Source organism: Streptomyces sp. NPDC088732 (genome assembly GCF_044751205.1).
Taxonomy (GTDB): domain Bacteria; phylum Actinomycetota; class Actinomycetes; order Streptomycetales; family Streptomycetaceae; genus Actinacidiphila.
Window position 1 is genome coordinate 79,895 of sequence record NZ_JBIVLI010000015.1, and the last position, 19,512, is coordinate 99,406.

Genomic DNA, 19,512 nt, shown 5'->3' on the forward strand with positions numbered 1-19,512 from the left:
CCGCCGACCGTAGATTCCTGCTCATGACATCGACCTCCGCGCCTTCCGTGCCCGCCGCCGGCACCACCACCGACAACCCCGTGCTGCGGGTGCCGCCCGCCGCGCCCGCCGACGCCGCGGCCCACTTCGCGGCGAGCCTGGCCTTCCACACCGATGTCGCCGATGTCGCCGGCGCGCTGGCCGCCGGCGGCGACCCCGGCTTCGTGCTGGTCGACTCCCGCTCCGCCGAGGCCTGGGAGCAGGGGCACATCCCCGGCGCGGTCCACCTGCCGACCGCGCGGATCCCGCACGAGGCGCCCGCCCTCCTCGACCCCGCCGTCCCCGTCGTCGTCCACTGCTGGGGCCCCGGCTGCAACGGCGCCACGCGCGCCGCCCTCGCACTGGCCGGGCTCGGCTACCGGGTCAAGGAGATGCTCGGCGGCATGGAGTACTGGATCCGCGAGGGCCTCGCCTACGAGACGGCCGCGGGCAGCGAACGGCAGCCCGCCGACCCGCTCGCGGCTCCCGTCGCGGCCGGCGACTGCGGCTGCTGACGCTCGGCGCGAGCCTCACCGGGGGCCATGAACACGCCGTGCGAGATGCGGGGCTGTCCCGGCCCGCCGCCCGGCTGGGTGGCGGTGCCGGGCCTCGCCGTCGAGCCTGGCCGGTACGTCCGGGCCGACGGCCAGACGTTCAGCGGACAACGGAGGCGACGGGCCTACGGAAGAGGTGGTCCGGGGTCATCGCACGTGCCTATCTGGCCCCCCCCAACCGGCCGGGAGGGGGAGTACCCCGGCGCGGCACCGACCCCGCGGCGAACAGGGCGGGGCCTGCACTTACCGCGCCGGGTACGCGGGAGGGGCCGGTACCCCCGGGCCGACGGCCCGGTGTTCAGCGCACGACGGTGGCGACGGGCCGTCGGAAGCGGGCGTCGCCCGCCATCCCGGGCCCCTGCGCCGGGGCCGCGGCGCGCAGCACCACGTCGAGCACGGCATCTTCGTCGCAGGCGTAGTGCCCGCTCGCCCAGGCCGCGTTGGCCTCGACCACGGCCCAGTTCCCGGCAACACGACCGACGTCGACCACGACGGCGGAGGGCAGTGCGGGCACCCCGGGTGCGAACAGCCGCGCGGCGAAGTCCAGGACTCCGCCCCGCGCGGGGTCGGCGTCCAGCGGTGCCACGTCCAGCTCGCCGCCCGTCGCGTACCGGCTGCCCGTCAGCACCTGCCCGTCGCACAGGAAGAGCCGGTACTCCACGTCAAAGGCGACGATGTCGCTGACCAGCACCGGCGCGTCGTCGTCCACCGCGTCCGGCCCCGGCAGTCCGCTGCCGTCCCGGTACACGCGGGCCGGGAAGCTCTTGTCGTTGGGCGGCTTGACGAAGGCCGGCCGCCGCAGTCCGCGGGCCTCCGCCAGGGTGGTGAACTCGATATGACGTTGCGTCAGCTCCAGGGGTAGGCGGGCCAGCCAGTCGGCGTCCGCCTCCAGCAGGGCCAGCGACAGTCCCTGGTCGCCCGCGACCGCGTCGGCGAACAGCGGCCCGGCGTACAGGGACGGGCCGGGCGCGGTCGACAGCTCGGCCGGCACGCGCCACTCCCGCAGGGTGTGCGCGGGAATGCCGCGCCGGTGCGCGGCGGTCGCCAGCGCGCGGCCGGTGGCTGTGGTGCGCGGCGAGAGGAAGAGGGTGCGGGCCGAGGTGTTCACGAGGGTCGATGATGCCCCGGCGCACCGCCGGGCGACACGGATTTAGCTGCCGGTCAGGCGACGCGCCCGAACCCGGCGCGTTCCAGGACCCGTTGCGAGAGCCGGTTCGCCGGGTCGGTCGTGGCGAGCACCGTGCGCGCGTCGGCGCGGGTGAGTGCCCGGTGCGAGGGGACGCGGACGGCGTCGGTGGCCCGGTCGGCGCCGCGTGCCGACTTCTCAGGCGGCGCGCAGCCGCAGTTCGTAGGCTCGTTGTGCGTCGCGGTCCGCGACCCGCCCGAACCCGGCGCGTTCCAGGACCCGTTGCGAGAGCCGGTTCGCCGGGTCGGTCGTGGCGAGCACCGTGCGCACCTCGGCGCGGGTCAGCGCCCAGTGCGAGAGGACGCGGACGGCGTCGGTGGCCCAGCCGGCGCCGCGTGCCGACTCCGAGAGGTCGTAGCCGATCTCGACGACCCGGTCGTCGACGGAGGGCGGGCCGTGGAAGCCTATGCCGCCGAGGGCGAGGCCGTCCTCCGACCGCTGGATCACGAACAGCCCCCATCCCGGCGCGTACACCCCGGCCGCGGCCGCGATCGTGATCATTCCCGCGGCGAGGACGGTGCCCTCGCCGGGCCCGCCGTCGATCCACGACAGCCCGGCCGGTTTGCCGTCGGCGAGCCGGGCCGCCTCCGGGGGGAGCTGTTCGCGCAGGACGATCCGGCCGTGGGTGAGCACCAGGCGGCCCTCGTCGTGGCAGGCGTGCGGGATCATCGGGTGGCACCGTTCCTTCGGGGACCGGGGGTGCCGCTGAGGCGGCGCGGGCGGCGTGGGCGGTGGGGACCGGGGGCGCACGAGCGGGAAGGCTCGTGGCGCCCGCGCCGGCCGGGCGGCCGGCCGGTCCCGCGGACCCCGGGCACCCGGGCGATGTCCGTCCGTGCCACCCCGGTCGCGTCACGGCACGGACGGACCGGTGGACCCGTACAGAAGTCGAGCAACACCCCCATAGGTGCAGCCTATCCGCCCCGTGCCTCGTCAACAGGGCGTTACCGGACAGTCACTCGACGGAACGCGCCACACCGCCCGCGTCCCGCCGTCCGGCGGCGGTGCGGACCGCCGCCGGACGGGCACGGTCAGAGCCGGGACAGCTCGTCGACGAGGTCGTCCAGGCCCAGGGAGCCCTGGGACAGGGCGGCCATGTGCCAGGCCTTGGCGTCGAAGGCGTCGCCGTGGGCGGCGCGGGCGGCCTCCCGGCCCGCGAGCCAGGAGCGCTCGCCGAGCTTGTAGCCGATGGCCTGGCCGGGCATGCCGAGGTAGCGGATGATCTCGCTGTCGAGCATGGCGGCGCTGAGCCCGTTGTACGCACCGAAGAAGTCGCGGCCCAGCTCCGGGGTCCACGTCTCGCCGGGCCGGTACGGGCTGTCGTCCGGGATGCGCAGTTCCAGGTGCATGCCGATGTCGAGGATCACACGGGTGGCGCGCAGCATCTGGGCGTTGAGGTAGCCGAGGCGCCGGCCCGGGTCGGTGAGGAAGCCGAGTTCGTCCATCAGGCGCTCGGCGTACAGGGCCCAGCCCTCGGCGTTGGCGCTGACCTGGCCGATGGTGGCCTGGTAGCGGGAGAGCCGGTCGGCGACGTAGGCCCACTGGGCGAGCTGGAGGTGGTGGCCGGGGACGCCCTCGTGGTACCAGGTGCTGACCAGGTCCCAGACCGGGAAGCGCTCGCGGCCCAGCGTCGGCAGCCAGGTGCGGCCCGGCCGGGAGAAGTCGAGCGAGGGCGCCGTGTAGTACGGGGCGGCGGCGCTGCCGGGCGGGGCGATGCGGGACTCGACGTGCCTGACCGGCTCGGCGAGGTCGAAGTGCGTGCCGTCAAGCGCGTTCATGGCCTCGTCCATGAGGGCCTGGAGCCAGTCGCGCACCGCGTCGACGCCCTCGATCGCCTCGCCGTGCTCGTCGAGGTGGGCGAGCGCCTCCATCGGGGTGGACCCGGGCAGGACCTTCTCGGCCTCGTCGCGCATCTCCGCCTCGATACGGCGGAACTCCTCCCAGCCCCAGGCGTATGCCTCGTCCAGGTCGAGGTCGGAGCCGGTCCAGTAGCGCGCCCAGGTGGCGTAGCGCTCCCGGCCGACCGCGTCGGAGGTGCCCTCGACCGACGCGGCGTAGGAGTCGCGCAGCCAGTCGCGCAGCGCGGCCACGGCACCGGTCGCCATGGCGGCGCCCGCGTCCAGGTCGGTGCGCAGCGCCTGCGGGCCGTCCTTGACGAACTGGGTGAACCAGCTGCCCGCCTCGTCGTCCAGCCACTCGCCGAGCTGCACGACGACGGTGGCGACCTGCCGCGGGCCCGCCGGCAGCTTGAGTTCCAGGCCCGCCTCCAAGGAGGCCTGGTAGCCCGCCAGGGCCTCCGGCACCGCGCGCAGGCGGGCGGCGACGGCGGCCCAGTCCTCGTCGGTCTGCGTGGGCATCAGCGTGAAGACGTTGCGGACGGCGTGCACGGGGGAGTGCAGGTTGCTGACGGCGCGCAGGCCCTCGCCCGCCTCGTGGACGGCGAGTTCGGCGGTGAGCCGTTCGCGCAGCAGACGTGCGCAGCGGCGCTCGTCGTCGTCCGGCACCTCGGCGGAGTCGAGGGCGGCCAGGGTGCGCCGGGCGAGGTCCGCCTGGGCCTCCAGACCTGCCGGTGAGAAGTCGGGGAGCCGGTCCTGCCCGGTCCGGACGCCCAGGTACGTGGCGGTGATGGGGTCGAGTTCGGTGGCTGCGTCGACGTAGGCGTCGGCTACCGCGCGGGGCAGTGCGCTGCTGGTGGTGTCGGACATGGGCAACATCCTGGTACGGAGCGCCGGGCCGCGTCATCACCATTGCGGATCATATTGCTGACGCGGGCGGGAGCAGTGGTCCGCAGTCCCAGTGCTGGAAGATCAACCGGGTCTCCACGCGGGCCACTTCGGGCCGGGAGGTGAACTCGTCGACGACCAGGCGCTGAAGATCACCGGTGCTCGCGACGGCGACGTGCACGAGGTAGTCGTCCGGGCCGGTGAGGTGGAAGAGCGCGCGCGACTCGGGCAGTGCCCGCACCCGGTCCACGAACGGGCCGATCAGCTCCCGGCGGTGCGGCCGGACCTGGACCGACAGCAGCGCCTCCAGGGGCCGTCCGAGCCGGGCGGGGTCGACGCGCAGCTCGTGGCCGAGGATCACCCCGGTGCGTCGCAGCCGGTTGACCCGGTCGAGACAGGTGGACGGCGCGACCCCGCAGGCGGCGGCGAGGTCCCGGTAGGTCGTCCGGGCATCGTTCTGCAGGAGACGCAGGATCTCGAGGTCGACCGGATCCAGAAGCACAGAATCGGACACCGGCCGAAATTTACACGGGCCATCACCACTACGGGGCGGCAGCTGTTCAGCATCGGGCCATGGACACGACAGCCGCGCACTCATCCCGTTCCCGTGCCCTCGCCACCGAGGCCGTGCACGCGGGCCGCGAGGACCTCACCGATCTCGGCCTGCACGCCGTCCCTCTGGACCTGTCCACCACCTACCCCTCCCGGGACAGCCGCGCCGAGGCCGCCCGGCTGGACGACTTCGCCGCCACGGGCGCCGCCCTTCAGGGGCCGCCCGTCTACTCGCGTCTCGACAACCCGACGGTCGCCCGCTTTGAGACGGCGCTGGCCCGGCTGGAGGGCGCCGAGGCCGGTGTCGCCTTCGCCAGCGGCATGGCGGCGCTGACCGCCACCCTGCTGGCCCGGGCCGCCATGGGCCTGCGCCACGTGGTGGCCGTGCGCCCGCTGTACGGGTGCAGCGACCACCTGCTGACGGGCGGGCTGCTGGGCACCGAGGTCACCTGGACCGACCCCGCCGGCATCGCCGACGCCGTCCGGCCCGACACCGGCCTGGTGATCGTGGAGACCCCGGCCAACCCGACCCTGGCCGAGGTCGACCTGCGGGCGGTCGCCCACTCCTGCGGCACGGTGCCGCTGCTCGTCGACAACACCTTCGCCACCCCCGTCCTGCAGCGCCCGCTGGAGAGCGGTGCCCGGATCGTGCTGCACAGCGCCACCAAGTACCTCGGTGGCCACGGCGACGTCCTGGGCGGGGTCGTCGCCTGCGACGAGGAGTTCGCCCGCGTGCTCCGCAAGGTGCGCTTCGCGACCGGCGGCGTGCTCCACCCGCTCGCCGGGTACCTGCTGCTGCGCGGGCTGTCGACGCTGCCGGTCCGGGTACGGGCCGCGTCGGCCACGGCGGCCGCGCTGGTGGCGCGGCTGGCCGCGGACCCGCGGGTGGCGCGAGTGCACTACCCGCGGATCGGCGGCGCCATGGTGGCCTTCGAGGTGACCGGTGACCCGCACGAGGTGATCGCGGGGGTCCGGTTGATCACCCCGGCGGTCAGCCTCGGCGCCGTCGACACCCTGATCCAGCACCCGGCCTCGATCAGCCACCGCATCGTGGACGAGGACGACCGGCACGGTGCCGGCGTCAGCGACCGGCTGCTGCGGCTGTCGGTCGGGCTGGAGGACGCCGAGGACCTGTGGGACGACCTGGACCGGGCGCTCAGCGCAGCGGAGCGCTCGCCTCGGCCGGTGACAGCGTCGCGGTGATGACCAGGGTGCCGTCCTCGACCTGGTAGTCCAGCGGCAGGTCCAGACGGCGCATCGCCGCGATCATCCCGGTGTTGGTCGACCGGGTCACCGCGTACACGCTCTCGCACCCGGCCTCGACGGCCTGCGCGACCAGCCGGCGCAGCAGTTCCAGCCCGATGCCGCGGCGCTGCCAGGCGTCCTCGACGAGCAGCGCGACCTCGGTCTCGTCGCCGTCCCACAGCAGGTGGGCGAGGGCGACGACGCGGCCGGAGACCGTCTCCACGGCGAGGGTCCGGCCGAACCGCGGGCCGAGCAGGTGGGTGAGGTAGCGGTCCACGTCGGCGACCGGACCGTGGTAGCGGTGCGCCAGCGTGGCCGGTGAGCAGCGCCGGTGCAGGTCCCGGGCGGCCGCGAGGTCCTCGGGGCCGGCCCGGCGGACGGTGATCTCGTTGCCCTCGGGCAGGGTCAGGACGGCCCGGTGCCCGGGGACCCGGGCACCCAGCCGGTCGTCCAGTTCGACCAGCGCGCGGGCGCGGGCGAACTCGGTCGGGGTGAAGGGCAGGCAGGCGCGTTCCACGGTGATCGTCCCTCCGGCGGGGTCGCGCAGCCGCATGACGGTCTCCTCCAGCGCGTCCTCGGCGATGTCGCCGCCGGGCCGGCCGGACGGGGTGGACCTGATGGTGCAGCGGCCGAGCAACTGGCGCAGGGACAACGGAAGTTCGGCGGCGTCCATCGCGGTGCGGGTGGCGAGGGTCAGCATCCGGGTCGGGGTGTCGACGAGGTCGTGGGCGTCGGCGCGCTCGATCCAGGTGTCGCGGCCGCCGGCGGTGTCCGCGGTGCGGGTCAGTTCCCCGGCGGGCAGTTCCGCGGGGGCGCGCAGCAGGAACTCGTCGACGGTCCCGTCGGTCAGCGGGTGCGTCTGGAGGGTGAGGATGTCCACGTCCCGGGCGGCCAGTGCCGTGGCCACGGCGGCGAGGCTGCCGGGCCTGTCGCGCACGGTGGTGCGCATCCGCCACAGGGCCGTCCCGGCGCTGCGGGCGGGGTCGGGATCCCGGGCGGGGTCGGCGGCGGAGCTTTCCCCCGGCTCCGCCGTCCCGGTGGCGGCGGTGCCGCCGGCCGGTGGGGGTGAGTGGCCGCGGCGCCGTGCCCGCCACGTGTGGAGGCCGGCCGTGGCGATCAGGGCGGCGGCCGGGGTGTCCAGCAGAACGGCGCCGCCGGCTGCGTGCCGGGTGAGTCCGGCGAGTCCGGCGATGAGGTCGGCCGTCGCGACCGCGACGAGGAGCACGGCGAGCCCGACGGTGCCGCGATGCCAATGGTGGCGAAGCCGACGGGAGTTGGTCGTGGCGTACGTCAAATCTGGCATGCAAACACCATGCCGAACACGTGTTGCGCGATCGCGAACGCGCTGTGACCGACGGGTAAAGGGTGTTCCATGTCGATTAACTCCCCTTTTCAATAGTTTCGTCCTGCGACAATCGGCGCAGGCAACGTCCGTACCGGCGGGCGAGGACACGCTGAGTGACGCGCCCCAAGGGGCCCAGTAGACGCACGTACCACGCGCCGGGTCCACTGACGGCCGTCACATCAAGCCACACGGAGCCGTCCGCCTCCCGGCCGACGACGAACGACTCCTCGCCGCGCTCGGGGTGTCCGGCGAGCGTCCCGTACGCGAACCCGGCCCGCTCCGGGCCCCGTTCGGCCCACACCACCCGGCACGGAGCGCTCAAGGGGCCGAAGCGCAGCGGCGCCCGCACCCCCGGCGCGGCGTCCGGGGTGCCCGCGGGCACCCGCAGGCCCGCCGCGCGGTGCATCCGCCAGCCGAACAGGGCGCGGGTGGCGGCCGCCATGACCTCCGGACCCTCGCCGAGCCATGTGCGCTCCCGCAACCGGTGGAACCCGGGCGGGGTCGCCGCGCCGGGGTCCCTGGTGACGCCCGGGTGGTCGTAGGTCAGTTCGTCGGTCACGACCTGCATGTCTACCGCAGGACGTGGTCGTGCGGCCCCGGCGGGACGTGAATTCGTCCTCCTGCCCGGGGGATTTGCGTACGCCCGTGCAGTGGGCGCCGCGGTCCCGGCGGCGGACCGTACGGCCGCCGCCGGGACGCTCCTCGCCGCCCGGCCCGGCTACTGCCCGACCAGGCCCGGCCGGAGCACCTTGGTGAACAGGACGCTGCCGTCCTGCTCCCGCAGACGGACCGTCAGGTCCCCGGAGTGGCCGTCGATGTCGACCTGGCCGAAGAACTGGTAGCCCTCGGCCGGCGAGACGTTCGCGGCGGTCGGGGCCTTCACGAAGACCCGCTCCGGGCCGAACGTGCCGTCCAGCGCGCTCGCCGGGAAGGCGCCCGCGTTGAGCGGGCCGGAGACGAACTCCCAGAACGGCTCGAAGTCGGCGAAAGCGGCACGCGAGGGCTGGTAGTGCTGCGCCGAGGTGTGGTGGACGTCGGCGGTCAGCCACACCGTGCCGGTGATCCGGCGGTGCTTGACGAAGCGCAGCAGCTCGGCGATCTGCAGCTCGCGCCCCAGCGGCGCGCCCGGGTCGCCCTGCGCCACGGCCTCGATGTTCGGCAGCCCCTCGGTGCTGTCCGGCACGACCAGGCCGATCGGCATGTCGGCGGCGATGACCTTCCACACCGCGCGGGACCGCGACAGCTCGCCCTTGAGCCACTCCAGTTGCTCGCGGCCCAGGATGCCCTGCGGGTCGCGGGTCTGGTCGTCGGGGGAGTTGGCGTTGCGGTAGGTGCGCATGTCGAGCACGAAGACGTCCAGCAGCGGGCCGTGCCGCAGCACGCGGTGGACCCGGCCGCCGGAGCCCGGGCGCAGCGTGGAGACGGGGAAGTACTCGCTGAACGCGCGGCGGGCGCGGGTCGCGAGGACGTCCACGCTCTTCTCGGTGTAGCGCGGGTCCGAGGCCCCGACGACCTCGCCCGGGTACCAGTTGTTGCGCACCTCGTGGTCGTCCCACTGGATGATCGAGGGCACCTGGGCGTTGAACCCCCGGAGGTTCCCGTCCAGCAGGTTGTAGCGGAAGTTGCCGCGGAACTCGGCCAGCGTCTCGGCGACCTTGGACTTCTCCACGGTGGTGATGTTCCGGTAGGCGGTGCCGTCGGGCAGCGCCTGGGTCGCGGCGATCGGCCCGTCGGCGTAGATGTTGTCGCCGCTGCACAGGAAGAAGTCGGGGTCCAGGCACCCCATCGCGTCGAAGATGCGGTAGCCGCCGATGTCGGGGTTGATGCCCCAGCCCTGCCCGGCCAGGTCGCCGGACCACACGAAACGCACCCCTGCCCGCCGGCTCCGGGGTGTGGTCCGGAAGGTGCCGGAGACCGGCTCGCCGGTGCGGCGCGGGTCGTGCGGGTCGGACAGCAGCACCCGGTAGTGGATCTGCTCGCCCGACGGCAGGCCGTGCAGCCGGGTCGCACCGGTGAAGTCGGTGTCCGGGCCGACCAGCGGGCCGGTCCAGCGGCGCGCGTTGCGGAACGACCCCGTCGCGGAGGTCTCCACGATCATCCGCGCCGGGCGGTCCGAGCGCACCCACACCAGGCCGCCCGTCGCCGTCACGTCACCGCTCTGCACGCCGGACGTCGCCGTCGGCCGCCCCGACAGGGCCAGCGCGGGAGCGGCCGCCGCCGGGACCAGCAGCGCCCCCGAAGCGGCGAGCCCGCCCCGCAGCACTGCGCGCCGCCCGACGCCGCTTCCTGTTCCGTTCGCCATCGTGACCTCCAAAGTCCGCAAAAAGTGGGCCGTCGAGTGTCCGCGACCGTTCCTACTCGTGCCGTGTGCCGTCGGCCCCAACGACCGGTGAACAACCGGCCGGTACCTTGCCGGGCGTGGCGGCCCGCGACGCCACCGCGAGCCCCGCGCACCGCCCGCGCCCGCGGAAACCGCTGGTCACGCCGGGCCGCGCCGCCATACGATGTGCGGCATTCGGCGGCCGCGATCACCAGATCGCCCTACCCGCGCCGCCCCCTCCGGGGCCTTGCCGGCGCAGACACCATGACTGCAGACGAGACACCGCACACCTTCCAGGTCGACCTGCGCGGCCTGGTGGACCTCCTCTCCCACCACCTCTACTCCAGCCCCAAGGTCTACCTGCGCGAACTGCTCCAGAACGGCGTCGACGCCATCACCGCGCGCCGTGCCGAGCAGCCCGGGGCACCTGCGCGCGTGGAGCTGTTCGCCGACGGGGAGCGGCTGCGCGTGGAGGACACCGGCATCGGCCTGACCGAGGCCGATGTGCACAACCTGCTGGCCACCATCGGCCGCAGCTCCAAGCGCGACGGACTGGAGTCCGCCCGCGCCGAGTTCCTCGGCCAGTTCGGCATCGGCCTGCTCGCCTGCTTCGTGGTCGCCGACCGGATCCGGGTCGTCAGCCGCTCCGCCCGTGTGCCGGACGCGCCGCCCGTGGAGTGGACGGCCCGCGACGACGGTTCGTACACCGTCCGCACCCTGCCCGACGAGGCCCGCCCCGAGCCCGGCACCACCGTGCACCTCACCGCCCGGCCCGGCAGCGGCGAATGGCTCACCGAGGAGCGCGTGACCGCGCTCGCCAAGGACTTCGGCTCGCTGCTGCCGTACGACGTGCGGGTCGGCGGCACGCCGGTGACCGAACGGCCGCCGGTGTGGGAGCGCCCGCACCCCGGCCCGGCCGCGCGGCGCGTGGCGCTCGCCCGCTACTGCCACGAGCGTTTCGGCTTCAGCCCGCTGGACGTCATCGACCTCGACGTCCCGCTCGCCGGGGTACGGGGAGTGGGCTACGTGCTGCCCGCCGCCGTCAGCCCTGCCCAGCGCGCCGGGCACCGCGTGCACCTGAAGGGCATGCTGCTCACCGAGCGGGCCGACGACCTCCTGCCCGACTGGGCGTTCTTCGTCCGGTGCGTCGTCGACACCGACAGCCTGCGGCCGACCGCCTCCCGCGAGAGCCTGTACGCCGACGAGACCCTGGCCGCCGTCCGCGAGGCACTGGGCGAACGCGTCCGGGCCTGGCTGACCGGCCTGGCCGCGGGGGAGCCCGAGCGGCTTGCCCAGTTCCTGTCCGTGCACCATCTGGGCGTCAAGTCCCTGGTCCGGTACGACACGGACATGCTGCGCACGATGCTGCCGTGGCTGCCGTTCGAGACCACCGACGGGCAGCTGTCGCTGGAGGAGTTCGCCCGCCGCCACCCCGTCGTGCACTTCACCCGCACCGTCGAGGAGTTCCGGCAGGTCGCGCCGATTGCCGCGGCCCAGGGCATCGGCGTCGTCAACGGCGGCTACACCTACGACGCCGACCTGGTGGAACTGCTGCCCGCGGTCCGGCCCGGCACCCCCGTCGCCGAACTCGACGCCGACACCGTCACCGCCCACCTCGACGCCGTCGACCCGGCCGAGGAACTGGCCCTGTCCGGCTTCCTGGCCGCCGCCCGGGCCCGCCTCGACGCCCTGGGCTGCGACGTGAGCCTGCGCGCCTTCCACCCCGTCACCGTCCCCGCCCTGCACCTGGACGACCGGTCCGCGCGGCACGAACGCGCCCGCGCCGAGGAGGAGGAGCAGGCCGGCGAACTGTGGGCCGGCATCCTCGGCGCCCTGCGCGGCGGCGCGCCCCGCGCCCGGCTCGTGCTCAACCACCTCAACCCGCTGGTCCGGCGCATCAGCGGCTTCGGCGACGCCGAACTCGCCGCCACCGCCGCCGAGGCGCTGTACGGACAGGCGCTGCTGATGGCCCAGCGCCCGCTGCGCCCCGCCGACTCCGCGCTGCTCAACCGCGCCTTCCTCGGCCTGCTCCAATGGGCCGCCCGCACCGGGGACGACCCCGGCTCCGACCCCAAGCCCCATGCCGTCGACGGCGAACAGGAGGACGGCCGATGAGCACCCAGGACCCCGCGGTCGCGGCCGTGCACCGCGCTCTGGCCCACAACCGCGACGAGCCCGAGGGACGGGCCCGCAACGCCGGCGCCGAGCGCCTCGTCGCCGAGGCCGAGGCCACCGGCGACACCCCGCTGCTGCTCGACGCCCTCTTCAACCTCGCGAGCGCCTACACGTACAGCAGCGAGCGGACCAAGTTCTTCGTGCCCTTCGCCCGGTTGCTGCGCATGTGGGACGCGCAGCCGGCCGACTTCGACAGCTCCACCACCAGTCAACTGCACTGGATATTCAAATGGGTCGCCGGCGTGATGCTCGACCAGCCCGACGTCCCGCTCGCCTCCATCGAGAAGTGGCAGAGCGAGATGGAGCACCGCTACCGGCTGGCCGGGCACTCCGAACGCGCCGTGCGGCAGGGCGACTTCCGCATCGCGCGGCACCTCGGCGACACCGGCCGCGCGGAGGCCGCCTTCGCCGCCTGGCTCGCCGCCGACCGCGACATCATGGCCGACTGCCACGCCTGCGAGCTGCACGGCCAGGGCACCTGGCAGGCCGACCTCGGCCAGGACGCGCAGGCGCTGGCCACCTGGGAACCCGTGCTCCAGGGCACCTACACCTGCGCGCACGAACCGCACCATGTGCTGGCCTCCTCGCTGCTGCCCCTGGTCCGGCTCGGCCGGCTCGACGAGGCACGCGCCCACCACCTGCGCGGCTACCGCATGGCGCGGTCCATGGAGAGCATGCGCGGCGCGGTCAGCAGCCACGTCGAGTTCTGCGCGCTCACCGGCAACGAGGCCCGCGGCCTGGAGATCCTCGCCGAGCACCCCGCGTACTTCACCGACGAAGGCGACCCGGACACCCACCTGGACTTCCATGTGGCCACCGCGCTTCTCATGCGCCGCCTCGTCGACCTCGGCCACGCCGGCCGTGCCGTCCCGGGCCCGGCCGGGTCCTCCTGGACCGCCGGCGAGATGCTCGCCCACGCCGAGCGGGAGGCGGGTGCGCTCGCCGCGCGCTTCGACGCCCGCAACGGCAACGACGCCGTCGGCCGCCGCGTGCGCGAGCGGCTCGGCCGACGCCCGCTGGTGGGCCGGCTCCCGCTCGGCGTCCGGGCGCAGCGCCTGACGACGCCCGAGCGGCCGCGGACCGCCGCGGCGGCCCCCGAGTCCGCGGCGGCCGCCCCCGCCGACGTGCCCGCGCTGCTCGCGGAGGCGCGCCGGCTGACCGGGATCCAGCACCCCGGGGCGGGCGCCGCATGGGCCGCGCTGGCGGGTGCCGCCGAGCGGACCGGGACGGAACTCGACGCCCGCGCCCGTGCGGAGATCGCCGACCACGCGGGCATCGACGCCTTCCAGGACCCCGGCACGGCCGTGCCGTACTTCGAGACCGCGGCGGAGCTCTTCGAGGCCGCGGGCGATCCGGGCGAGGCCGCCGCCTGCCGTGCCCGGGCCGCCTGCGCGACCGCGCTCGGGGATCCCACGGACCCCGCAGACCCCGCGGACGAAGCCCTGGCGGCCCTCGACGCCGCCTGCGACGCCCTGCGCGCACTGCACGCCGCGGGCCGGGCGACGCCGCGCCAGCTCAGCGGGGCGCTGCTGGCCCGCGTCCGGCTGCGGGATCCCGGACCGGAGGCCGAGGAGGAGGTCGCCCGGCTCGTCGCGTTCGCCGAGGAGCACCGCGACGCGGAGCGCATGGCCTCCCGGCTCGCGGACGCCCTCGTCCTCCAGGCCCGCCTGACCGCCTCGCGCGGCGACGTGACGACCGCCGCCGCGCTGTTCGCACGGGCCGCCGCCGTCCGTCACGACGCCGGGCTGCCCTGGTACGCGGCCGAGGCGGAAGCGCTGCTCGCCGACCTCTCCCTCCAGTGCGACGACAATGCCACCGCCGAGACGTCGGCCCGCGCCGCGCTCGACCACGGCGATGCCTACTTCGAACCGGTGCAGCGCGCCCACCTGCACACCGTCCTGGCCTCGGCGCTCGCTGCCGGCGACCGGAACGACGAGGCGGCCGGGCACGCCCTGGAGGGCGCGCACTGGGCCGACGAGGCGGGCGAGGCCGAGGGACTGGGCGCCTGGGCGCGGCTCGTCCTGGGCGGCGCGCAGCTGCGGCAGGGCCGGACCGCCGAGGCGGCCACCGTCCTGGAGACCGCGCTGCCGGACCTGGAGGCCGCGCACCACCAGGGCCGGGTCGTCCAGGCCCGCTGGTGGCTGGGCGAGTGCCTTCAGGACCTGGACGAGCCCCGCGCGGCCGCGGAGCAGTTCCTGCTCGCCGCGGAGATCGCCAAGGGCTGGGACGAGCAGCGGGACCACGCCGTCCTCGCCCATCTCGCCGCCGACTGCCTGGAACGGGCCGGCCTGGCCGGCGAGGCCGTCCGCGCCTACGCCCGCGCCGAGGAGCTGTGGCGCGGCCTGGAGCGCCCGGCGCAGGTGGTCAGGACGCTGCGGGCGCGGGCCTGGATCACCCTGGGCGACGGTCAGGGCGGTGTCGCGGAGGGCCGACGCCTCATGCAGCGCGCCGCCGCCGAGGGCGAGGCGGCACTGGAGGCCGCGACGGCCGCCGGTGACCTGGCCGAGGCGCACCACCTGCGCACGGAGCTGGCCGGTACCTACCGGCAGAGCGGCGAGCTGGTCGTCCGTGCCTGCGCCCACGAGCCGGGCGACGCGGAGGACGACGGCTCGGCGCGCGCGGCGTACGAGGAGGGCGTGGCCTTCGCCGAGCGTGCCGCCGAGACCTTCGGGCCGGGCGACGACCGCAGCGCCGCCCAGCTCATGGCGGCCTGGCTGGAGGCCGACCTCGGGCTGCCGGGACGCGCGGTGGCCCGGGCCCGTGAGGTGCTGGCCGGCTACGCGGGCCGGGAGGGCGCGATCGCCGAGCGGCGCGTCGCCGAGGCGAACGCGCTGATCGAGTACGCCGAGGACGCGGGCCGTGCGGGGGACGCCGGGGACGCAGAGGCCGCAGTGCACGGCGAGAGCGGGGACGCCCAGGGGGACTAGTCTGAATGGTGGCTTTTGTCGCTACATCCGGTTCGCCCGGCGACCGAGGAGGCCACCGTGACAGCAGAAGCCCCCGCATCCCCGTCCGCGCTCGCGGGCGGCGACCGGTACCTGCCGATCGCCGCCCACGGACTCATCGGCGACCTGCGCAGCGCCGCCCTGGTCGGCACCGACGGCACCATCGACTGGTACTGCTGCGGCCGGTTCGACGCACCCAGCATCTTCGCGTCGATCCTCGACGCCGACCGCGGCGGGAGCTTCGAGCTGGCCGCCGACGTACCGGCGCTGACCAAGCAGTTCTACTTCCCGGACACCAACGTCCTCATCACCCGCTTCTTCGCCGAGGAGGGCATGGGCGAGGTCCAGGACTTCATGCCGGTCGTGGACGACTCCCACGACGAGGGCCGCCACCGGCTGATCCGCCGGGTGGTCTGCGTGCGCGGACTGCTGCCGTTCCGGGTGCGGGTCTCCCCGCGCTTCGTGTACGGCACGGTGCCGCACACCACGCACATCCACGGGGTGCAGGCGATCTTCGAATCCTCGGTCCAGACACTCTCGCTGACCTCGGGGGTGCCGATGGAGACCGACGGCACCGACGTGTGGGCGCAGTTCAAGCTCGCCGAGGGCGAGACCGCGGTCTTCGCGCTGGACCAGATCGGCGAGGGTGTCGAACTGCGCGGCTGCCCGCTGACCGAGGCCGAGGGCGAGTTCGAGGCCACCGTCCGCTACTGGCGGCACTGGCTGTCCAAGTCCCGCTACCGGGGCCGGTGGCGGGAGATGGTCCACCGCTCGGCGCTGACGCTCAAACTGCTCACGTACGCGCCCACCGGGGCCATCGTGGCCGCGCCGACCACCAGCCTGCCCGAGCGCATCGGCGGCGAGCGCAACTGGGACTACCGCTACGTGTGGATCCGCGACGCCGCGTTCTGCGTCTACGCCCTGCTGCGGCTGGGGTTCACCGACGAGGCCGAGTCCTTCATGCGCTTCCTGTCCGAGCGGGTGGCCCTCGGGCCCTGCGGGGACGACGGCAGCGGGCCGTGCGACGGACCGCTGCAGATCATGTACGGCATCGACGGCCGCACCGATCTGCCCGAACGCGAACTCCCGCACCTGGAGGGCCACCGGGGCTCGGCGCCGGTCCGGATCGGCAACAGCGCGGTCGGCCAGCTCCAGCTGGACATCTACGGGGAGCTGATCGACTCCCTCTACCTCTACGACAAGTGGGGAGCGCCGATCTCCAGTGCCCACTGGGACACCGTCTGCGGCCTCGTCGACTGGGTCGTGGACAACTGGGACCAGCCCGACGAGGGCATCTGGGAGACCCGCGGCGGCCGCAAGAACTTCCTCTACTCGCGCGTGATGTGCTGGGTGGCGATCGAGCGGGCGATCCGCATGGCCAACCACCGGGGCCTGCCCGCCGACCACGCCCGATGGTGCGGGGCCCGGGACACGATCTACCGGCGGATCATGCGCGAGGGCTGGTCGGAGGAGCGCGGTGCCTTCACGCAGGCCGAGGGCGAGGACGTGCTCGACGCGTCCGTGCTGATGATGCCGCTCGCGAAGTTCATCTCGCCGACCGACCCGAAGTGGCTGTCCACCCTCGACGCGCTCGGCAAGGACCTCGTGTCGGACTCCCTGGTCTACCGGTACGACCCGATGGCGAGCCCGGACGGACTGCGCGGCGAGGAGGGCACGTTCTCCATCTGCTCGTTCTGGTACGTGGAGGCCCTCACCCGGGCGGGCCGCGCCGACGACGCGCGCCTGGCCTTCGAGAAGATGCTCACCTACGCCAACCACCTGGGCCTGTACGCCGAGGAGATCGACCGCACCGGCGAACAGCGCGGCAACTTCCCGCAGGCCTTCACCCACCTCGCCCTGATCAGCGCGGCCTTCAACCTCGACAAGGCACTGGGCTGACGGCGGCGCCCGGGCGCCGGTACCGGTGAGCGGGGCGGCGTCGGCGTGTCCGCGACCGGCCAGGCCGATCTGTACTGGCGTGACGGCGCGGCCCGGCCTGTGCGGCCGGCTCCGAGCGGGCAGGGGCGGCGGACCGCGACCGCGGCGAGCTGGCCTGCACCGCCCGCCTGCTGCGGCCGATCAGGCGGCGCTGTCGAGTTCGGAGCGGGCAGCGACGGTGGCGTTTCTGCGGCGGCGGACCGCGACCGCCACGTGGCCGGGGCCACCGGTGGCGGAGCCGAGAGCGGGCGGCGGCCAGTACGCCGACCATGGCGGGGAAGCCGAGGCGCGCGCCGAGCGCGGCATCGGTGAGCGGGCCGCAGGCGACCCCGAGGGGCGAGGCGGCCGGGCCGATTCGCGCTGGGCTGACGGCGCTGCCCGGCCTGTGCGGTCCGGGCCAGGCGGTCAGGCGGCTCGGCCGAGTTCGGGGCGGGCGGCGACGGCGGCGGCGTTCCGGCGGCGGACCGCGACCGCGATGCGGGGGCTGCCGGCGGCTGCCAGGAGTGCAGCGGCCAGTACGCCGACCATGGCGGGGAAGCCGAGGCGCGCGCCGAGCACGGCTCCGGTGAGCGGGCCGCAGGCGACCCCGAGGGGCGAGGCGGAACCGGCGTACACCGCCCACCGGCTGCGGACGGCCGGGCCGATCGGCTGTGGGCTGACGGCGTGGTTCGGCCGGTGTCGTCCGGGCCTGGCGGCGGCGGCGTTCCGACCGCGACGCGCCCGCGGCTACTGGCGGCGGAGCCGGCCCAGCACGGCCGTCGAGGCCGATCCGCACTGGGATGAGGGTGCGGTCCGGACCCGGACGGTCAGGCGGCGCGGCCCAACTCGGAGCGGGCGGCGACGGCGGCGGCGGACCTGCGGCGGCGGACCGCGATCGCGACGCGGCCGGGGCCGCCGGTGGCGGAGCCGAGGGCGACCGCGGTGAGCGGCACGGCGGCGGCCAGGAGCACACCGGCGAGCACGCTGCCCATCGCGGGGAAGCCGAGGCCCGCGCCGAGCACGGCACCGGTGAGCGGGCCGCAGGCGACCCCGAGGGACGAGGCGGAACCGGCGTACACCGCCCACCGGCCGCGGCCGTCCAGCGAGGCGGCCAGGCCGATCGCGTAGGAGAGCACCACGGGATAGAACGTGTTCCACAGGATCTCGCCGGCGGCGAAGGCCGTTGCGTCGTGCGCCGAGGAACTGACCGCCACACAGCCGGCGATCAGCGCGGTGCCGAGGCCCACCGGCAGCGCGCGACCGAGGCGCGGGCCGAGCGCGCCCGCCGCGGTGACCCCGAGCAGCCCGCCGCCGAGGGCGACCGCGAAGACCACGCCGAGCGCCGCCTCCGACAGCCCGACCCGGTCCAGGCCGATGCGGCCGCTCACGCCCCACAGCGCGTTCTGCGCCATCGACCAGCACAGCATCGACGCCGCCAGCACCAGGCCGGAGCGGCGGTGCGGCAGCGGACCGGCGGCCTCGGACCGGGACGCGGTGACGGGGGCGGCGGACAGCCACCGGGTGAGCGGCAGGACGAGCAGGGCCGTTGCGCCGATGGCGGCCAGCGGCAGGGCGTGGCCGCCGCCGAGCGCCGGCAGGACGAGGTAGAGCGCGCCGGCCACCGCGGAGGTGGCCAGCAGGCCGAGCACGGTGACCCGGTGCGGTTCCCGCTGCCCGGCGATGCCCACGGCGGCCACCGCCGTCGCCGTACCGGACCCGAAGCCCCCGGCGACGCAGCCGGCCACCACCAGGGCGACGTGGTGCGTGGCGGCGGCCATGGCGAAGCCGCCGGCGATGAGCAGCAGACCGCGCCTGGCCAGCCGTGCCCGGCCGATCCGGTCGACCCGCGAGGCCAGCAGGAACCCGGCGCAGGCGGAGGCCAGCAGCAGCGCGCTGCCGACGGCGCCGGCCTGCGAACCGCTCAGGGCGAGCCCGGTGGTGAGCCGTCCGACGACGGTCGGCATCAGGTACGGGGCGAGGTAGCCGACGCAGAAGAGGGCGACGAGCGGCAGCAGGGCGCGCGGGGGCGCGGTCCGCGAAGACATGGGCGTTCCTGATGGACGGCCGAGGACTCGGCGACAAGCGTGGGGGAGGAGCGACCGTCGACGGACAGGAACGCGCAACCATGTGTATCAAGCACCTAGGGGTGCGGTTAAGAGGGGGACGGCAACTCAAACCTGTCGTTGCGCAATTGAGACCGAACATTCGCGTGGACCCCGCACGCGACAGCCGCCGTCCGCCTGCCCGACAGCCGCGCTTCACCCGCGCGAGGGGCTGGGCCGTCCGGCCGGTCCGGGCGCCGGCGCGGGAGTGCCGCACCTCACACCGCCCGCACGGACCGCGGCGGGAACTACGGCGGTCCGCCCGTAGTTCGAACAAGTACGGGCCGTCGCGCGGAGCGCCGGCCCGGCCAGCGGCCCCGACCGGGGGCCCCCGTCCCGGTCGGGGTCTTCTTCACCGCCGCGACCGTCGCGCGGCGCCCCCCCCCGGCCGCCCCCCCCCCGGGGCCGGGCGCGGGGCGTGACGCCCGGCCGC

14 protein-coding genes are annotated in these 19,512 nt (G+C 75.0%); 5 read left to right on the plus strand and 9 right to left on the minus strand.

What is annotated here, in order from left to right; genetic code table 11:
- The first annotated feature begins 23 nt into the window (after window positions 1-23).
- A complete protein-coding gene (locus ACIP9H_RS24790; protein ID WP_401589851.1) occupies window positions 24-533 on the plus strand; it encodes a rhodanese-like domain-containing protein in 510 nt (169 codons plus the stop codon).
- A 337-nt stretch (window positions 534-870) separates the two neighbouring features.
- Here the strand turns inward: ACIP9H_RS24790 and ACIP9H_RS24795 are convergent, their stop codons facing one another.
- From ACIP9H_RS24795 to ACIP9H_RS24810, 4 genes are all read right to left on the minus strand, one after another.
- Complete coding sequence (locus tag ACIP9H_RS24795; RefSeq protein ID WP_401589849.1) at window positions 871-1,680, minus strand: ATP-grasp domain-containing protein; 810 nt, start codon at window positions 1,678-1,680, stop codon at window positions 871-873.
- Window positions 1,681-1,896: 216 nt separating this feature from the next.
- Window positions 1,897-2,427, minus strand: coding sequence for a GNAT family N-acetyltransferase (locus tag ACIP9H_RS24800; RefSeq protein ID WP_360913800.1), 531 nt, complete (start codon window positions 2,425-2,427; stop codon window positions 1,897-1,899).
- Between the two features lie 359 nt (window positions 2,428-2,786).
- Window positions 2,787-4,460: a DUF885 domain-containing protein gene (locus tag ACIP9H_RS24805; protein WP_401589846.1), complete on the minus strand. Its 1,674-nt coding sequence runs from the start codon at window positions 4,458-4,460 to the stop codon at window positions 2,787-2,789.
- Between the two features lie 49 nt (window positions 4,461-4,509).
- A complete protein-coding gene (locus ACIP9H_RS24810) occupies window positions 4,510-4,992 on the minus strand; it encodes an Lrp/AsnC family transcriptional regulator (protein ID WP_401589843.1) in 483 nt (160 codons plus the stop codon).
- A gap of 59 nt (window positions 4,993-5,051) precedes the next feature.
- Between ACIP9H_RS24810 and ACIP9H_RS24815 the strand changes: the two genes are divergently transcribed.
- Window positions 5,052-6,233, plus strand: coding sequence for a trans-sulfuration enzyme family protein (locus ACIP9H_RS24815; protein ID WP_401589840.1), 1,182 nt, complete (start codon window positions 5,052-5,054; stop codon window positions 6,231-6,233).
- Here the strand turns inward: ACIP9H_RS24815 and ACIP9H_RS24820 are convergent.
- From ACIP9H_RS24820 to ACIP9H_RS24830, 3 genes are all read right to left on the minus strand, one after another.
- Entirely contained in the window at window positions 6,187-7,578 is a 1,392-nt protein-coding gene (locus tag ACIP9H_RS24820) for a GNAT family N-acetyltransferase (protein ID WP_401589837.1), read from the minus strand. The two genes, ACIP9H_RS24815 and ACIP9H_RS24820, sit on opposite strands and share 47 nt — an antisense overlap.
- Before the next feature lie 76 nt (window positions 7,579-7,654).
- Window positions 7,655-8,188, minus strand: a complete 534-nt coding sequence (locus tag ACIP9H_RS24825; protein ID WP_401589834.1) for a DUF1990 family protein — start codon at window positions 8,186-8,188, stop codon at window positions 7,655-7,657.
- 150 nt (window positions 8,189-8,338) lie between these two features.
- Entirely contained in the window at window positions 8,339-9,922 is a 1,584-nt protein-coding gene (locus ACIP9H_RS24830; protein WP_401589831.1) for an alkaline phosphatase D family protein, read from the minus strand.
- A 282-nt stretch (window positions 9,923-10,204) separates the two neighbouring features.
- On the opposite strand from ACIP9H_RS24830, the gene ACIP9H_RS24835 reads away from it, so the two are divergent.
- Genes ACIP9H_RS24835 through ACIP9H_RS24845 form a run of 3 tightly spaced genes read left to right on the plus strand, consistent with a single transcriptional unit; the run spans window position 10,205 to window position 16,959 of the window.
- On the plus strand, window positions 10,205-12,055 hold the full coding sequence (locus tag ACIP9H_RS24835; RefSeq protein WP_401960897.1) for an HSP90 family protein: 1,851 nt from the start codon (window positions 10,205-10,207) through the stop codon (window positions 12,053-12,055).
- Window positions 12,052-15,042, plus strand: a complete 2,991-nt coding sequence (locus tag ACIP9H_RS24840; RefSeq protein WP_401960898.1) for a tetratricopeptide repeat protein — start codon at window positions 12,052-12,054, stop codon at window positions 15,040-15,042. The genes ACIP9H_RS24835 and ACIP9H_RS24840 overlap by 4 nt, the downstream gene beginning before the upstream one ends.
- Before the next feature lie 57 nt (window positions 15,043-15,099).
- Window positions 15,100-16,959, plus strand: a complete 1,860-nt coding sequence (locus ACIP9H_RS24845; RefSeq protein WP_401589824.1) for a glycoside hydrolase family 15 protein — start codon at window positions 15,100-15,102, stop codon at window positions 16,957-16,959.
- 444 nt (window positions 16,960-17,403) lie between these two features.
- Here ACIP9H_RS24845 and ACIP9H_RS24850 read toward each other — a convergent pair whose 3' ends face one another.
- Both ACIP9H_RS24850 and ACIP9H_RS24855 read right to left on the minus strand, forming a co-directional pair.
- A complete protein-coding gene (locus tag ACIP9H_RS24850) occupies window positions 17,404-17,613 on the minus strand; it encodes a hypothetical protein (protein WP_401960900.1) in 210 nt (69 codons plus the stop codon).
- A gap of 191 nt (window positions 17,614-17,804) precedes the next feature.
- A complete protein-coding gene (locus tag ACIP9H_RS24855) occupies window positions 17,805-19,022 on the minus strand; it encodes an MFS transporter (RefSeq protein ID WP_401960903.1) in 1,218 nt (405 codons plus the stop codon).
- Window positions 19,023-19,512: the final 490 nt, after the last annotated feature.

What these genes read in the sequence shown, in the direction of transcription:
- ACIP9H_RS24790 (WP_401589851.1), top strand. Translation starts at nt 24, where the DNA reads ATGACATCGACCTCCGCGCCTTCCGTGCCCGCCGCCGGCACCACCACC.
- ACIP9H_RS24800 (WP_360913800.1), bottom strand. Translation starts at nt 2,427, where the DNA reads ATGATCCCGCACGCCTGCCACGACGAGGGCCGCCTGGTGCTCACCCAC.
- ACIP9H_RS24805 (WP_401589846.1), bottom strand. Translation starts at nt 4,460, where the DNA reads ATGTCCGACACCACCAGCAGCGCACTGCCCCGCGCGGTAGCCGACGCC.
- ACIP9H_RS24815 (WP_401589840.1), top strand. Translation starts at nt 5,052, where the DNA reads ATGGACACGACAGCCGCGCACTCATCCCGTTCCCGTGCCCTCGCCACC.
- ACIP9H_RS24820 (WP_401589837.1), bottom strand. Translation starts at nt 7,578, where the DNA reads ATGCCAGATTTGACGTACGCCACGACCAACTCCCGTCGGCTTCGCCAC.
- ACIP9H_RS24825 (WP_401589834.1), bottom strand. Translation starts at nt 8,188, where the DNA reads ATGCAGGTCGTGACCGACGAACTGACCTACGACCACCCGGGCGTCACC.
- ACIP9H_RS24830 (WP_401589831.1), bottom strand. Translation starts at nt 9,922, where the DNA reads ATGGCGAACGGAACAGGAAGCGGCGTCGGGCGGCGCGCAGTGCTGCGG.
- ACIP9H_RS24835 (WP_401960897.1), top strand. Translation starts at nt 10,205, where the DNA reads ATGACTGCAGACGAGACACCGCACACCTTCCAGGTCGACCTGCGCGGC.
- ACIP9H_RS24840 (WP_401960898.1), top strand. Translation starts at nt 12,052, where the DNA reads ATGAGCACCCAGGACCCCGCGGTCGCGGCCGTGCACCGCGCTCTGGCC.
- ACIP9H_RS24855 (WP_401960903.1), bottom strand. Translation starts at nt 19,022, where the DNA reads ATGTCTTCGCGGACCGCGCCCCCGCGCGCCCTGCTGCCGCTCGTCGCC.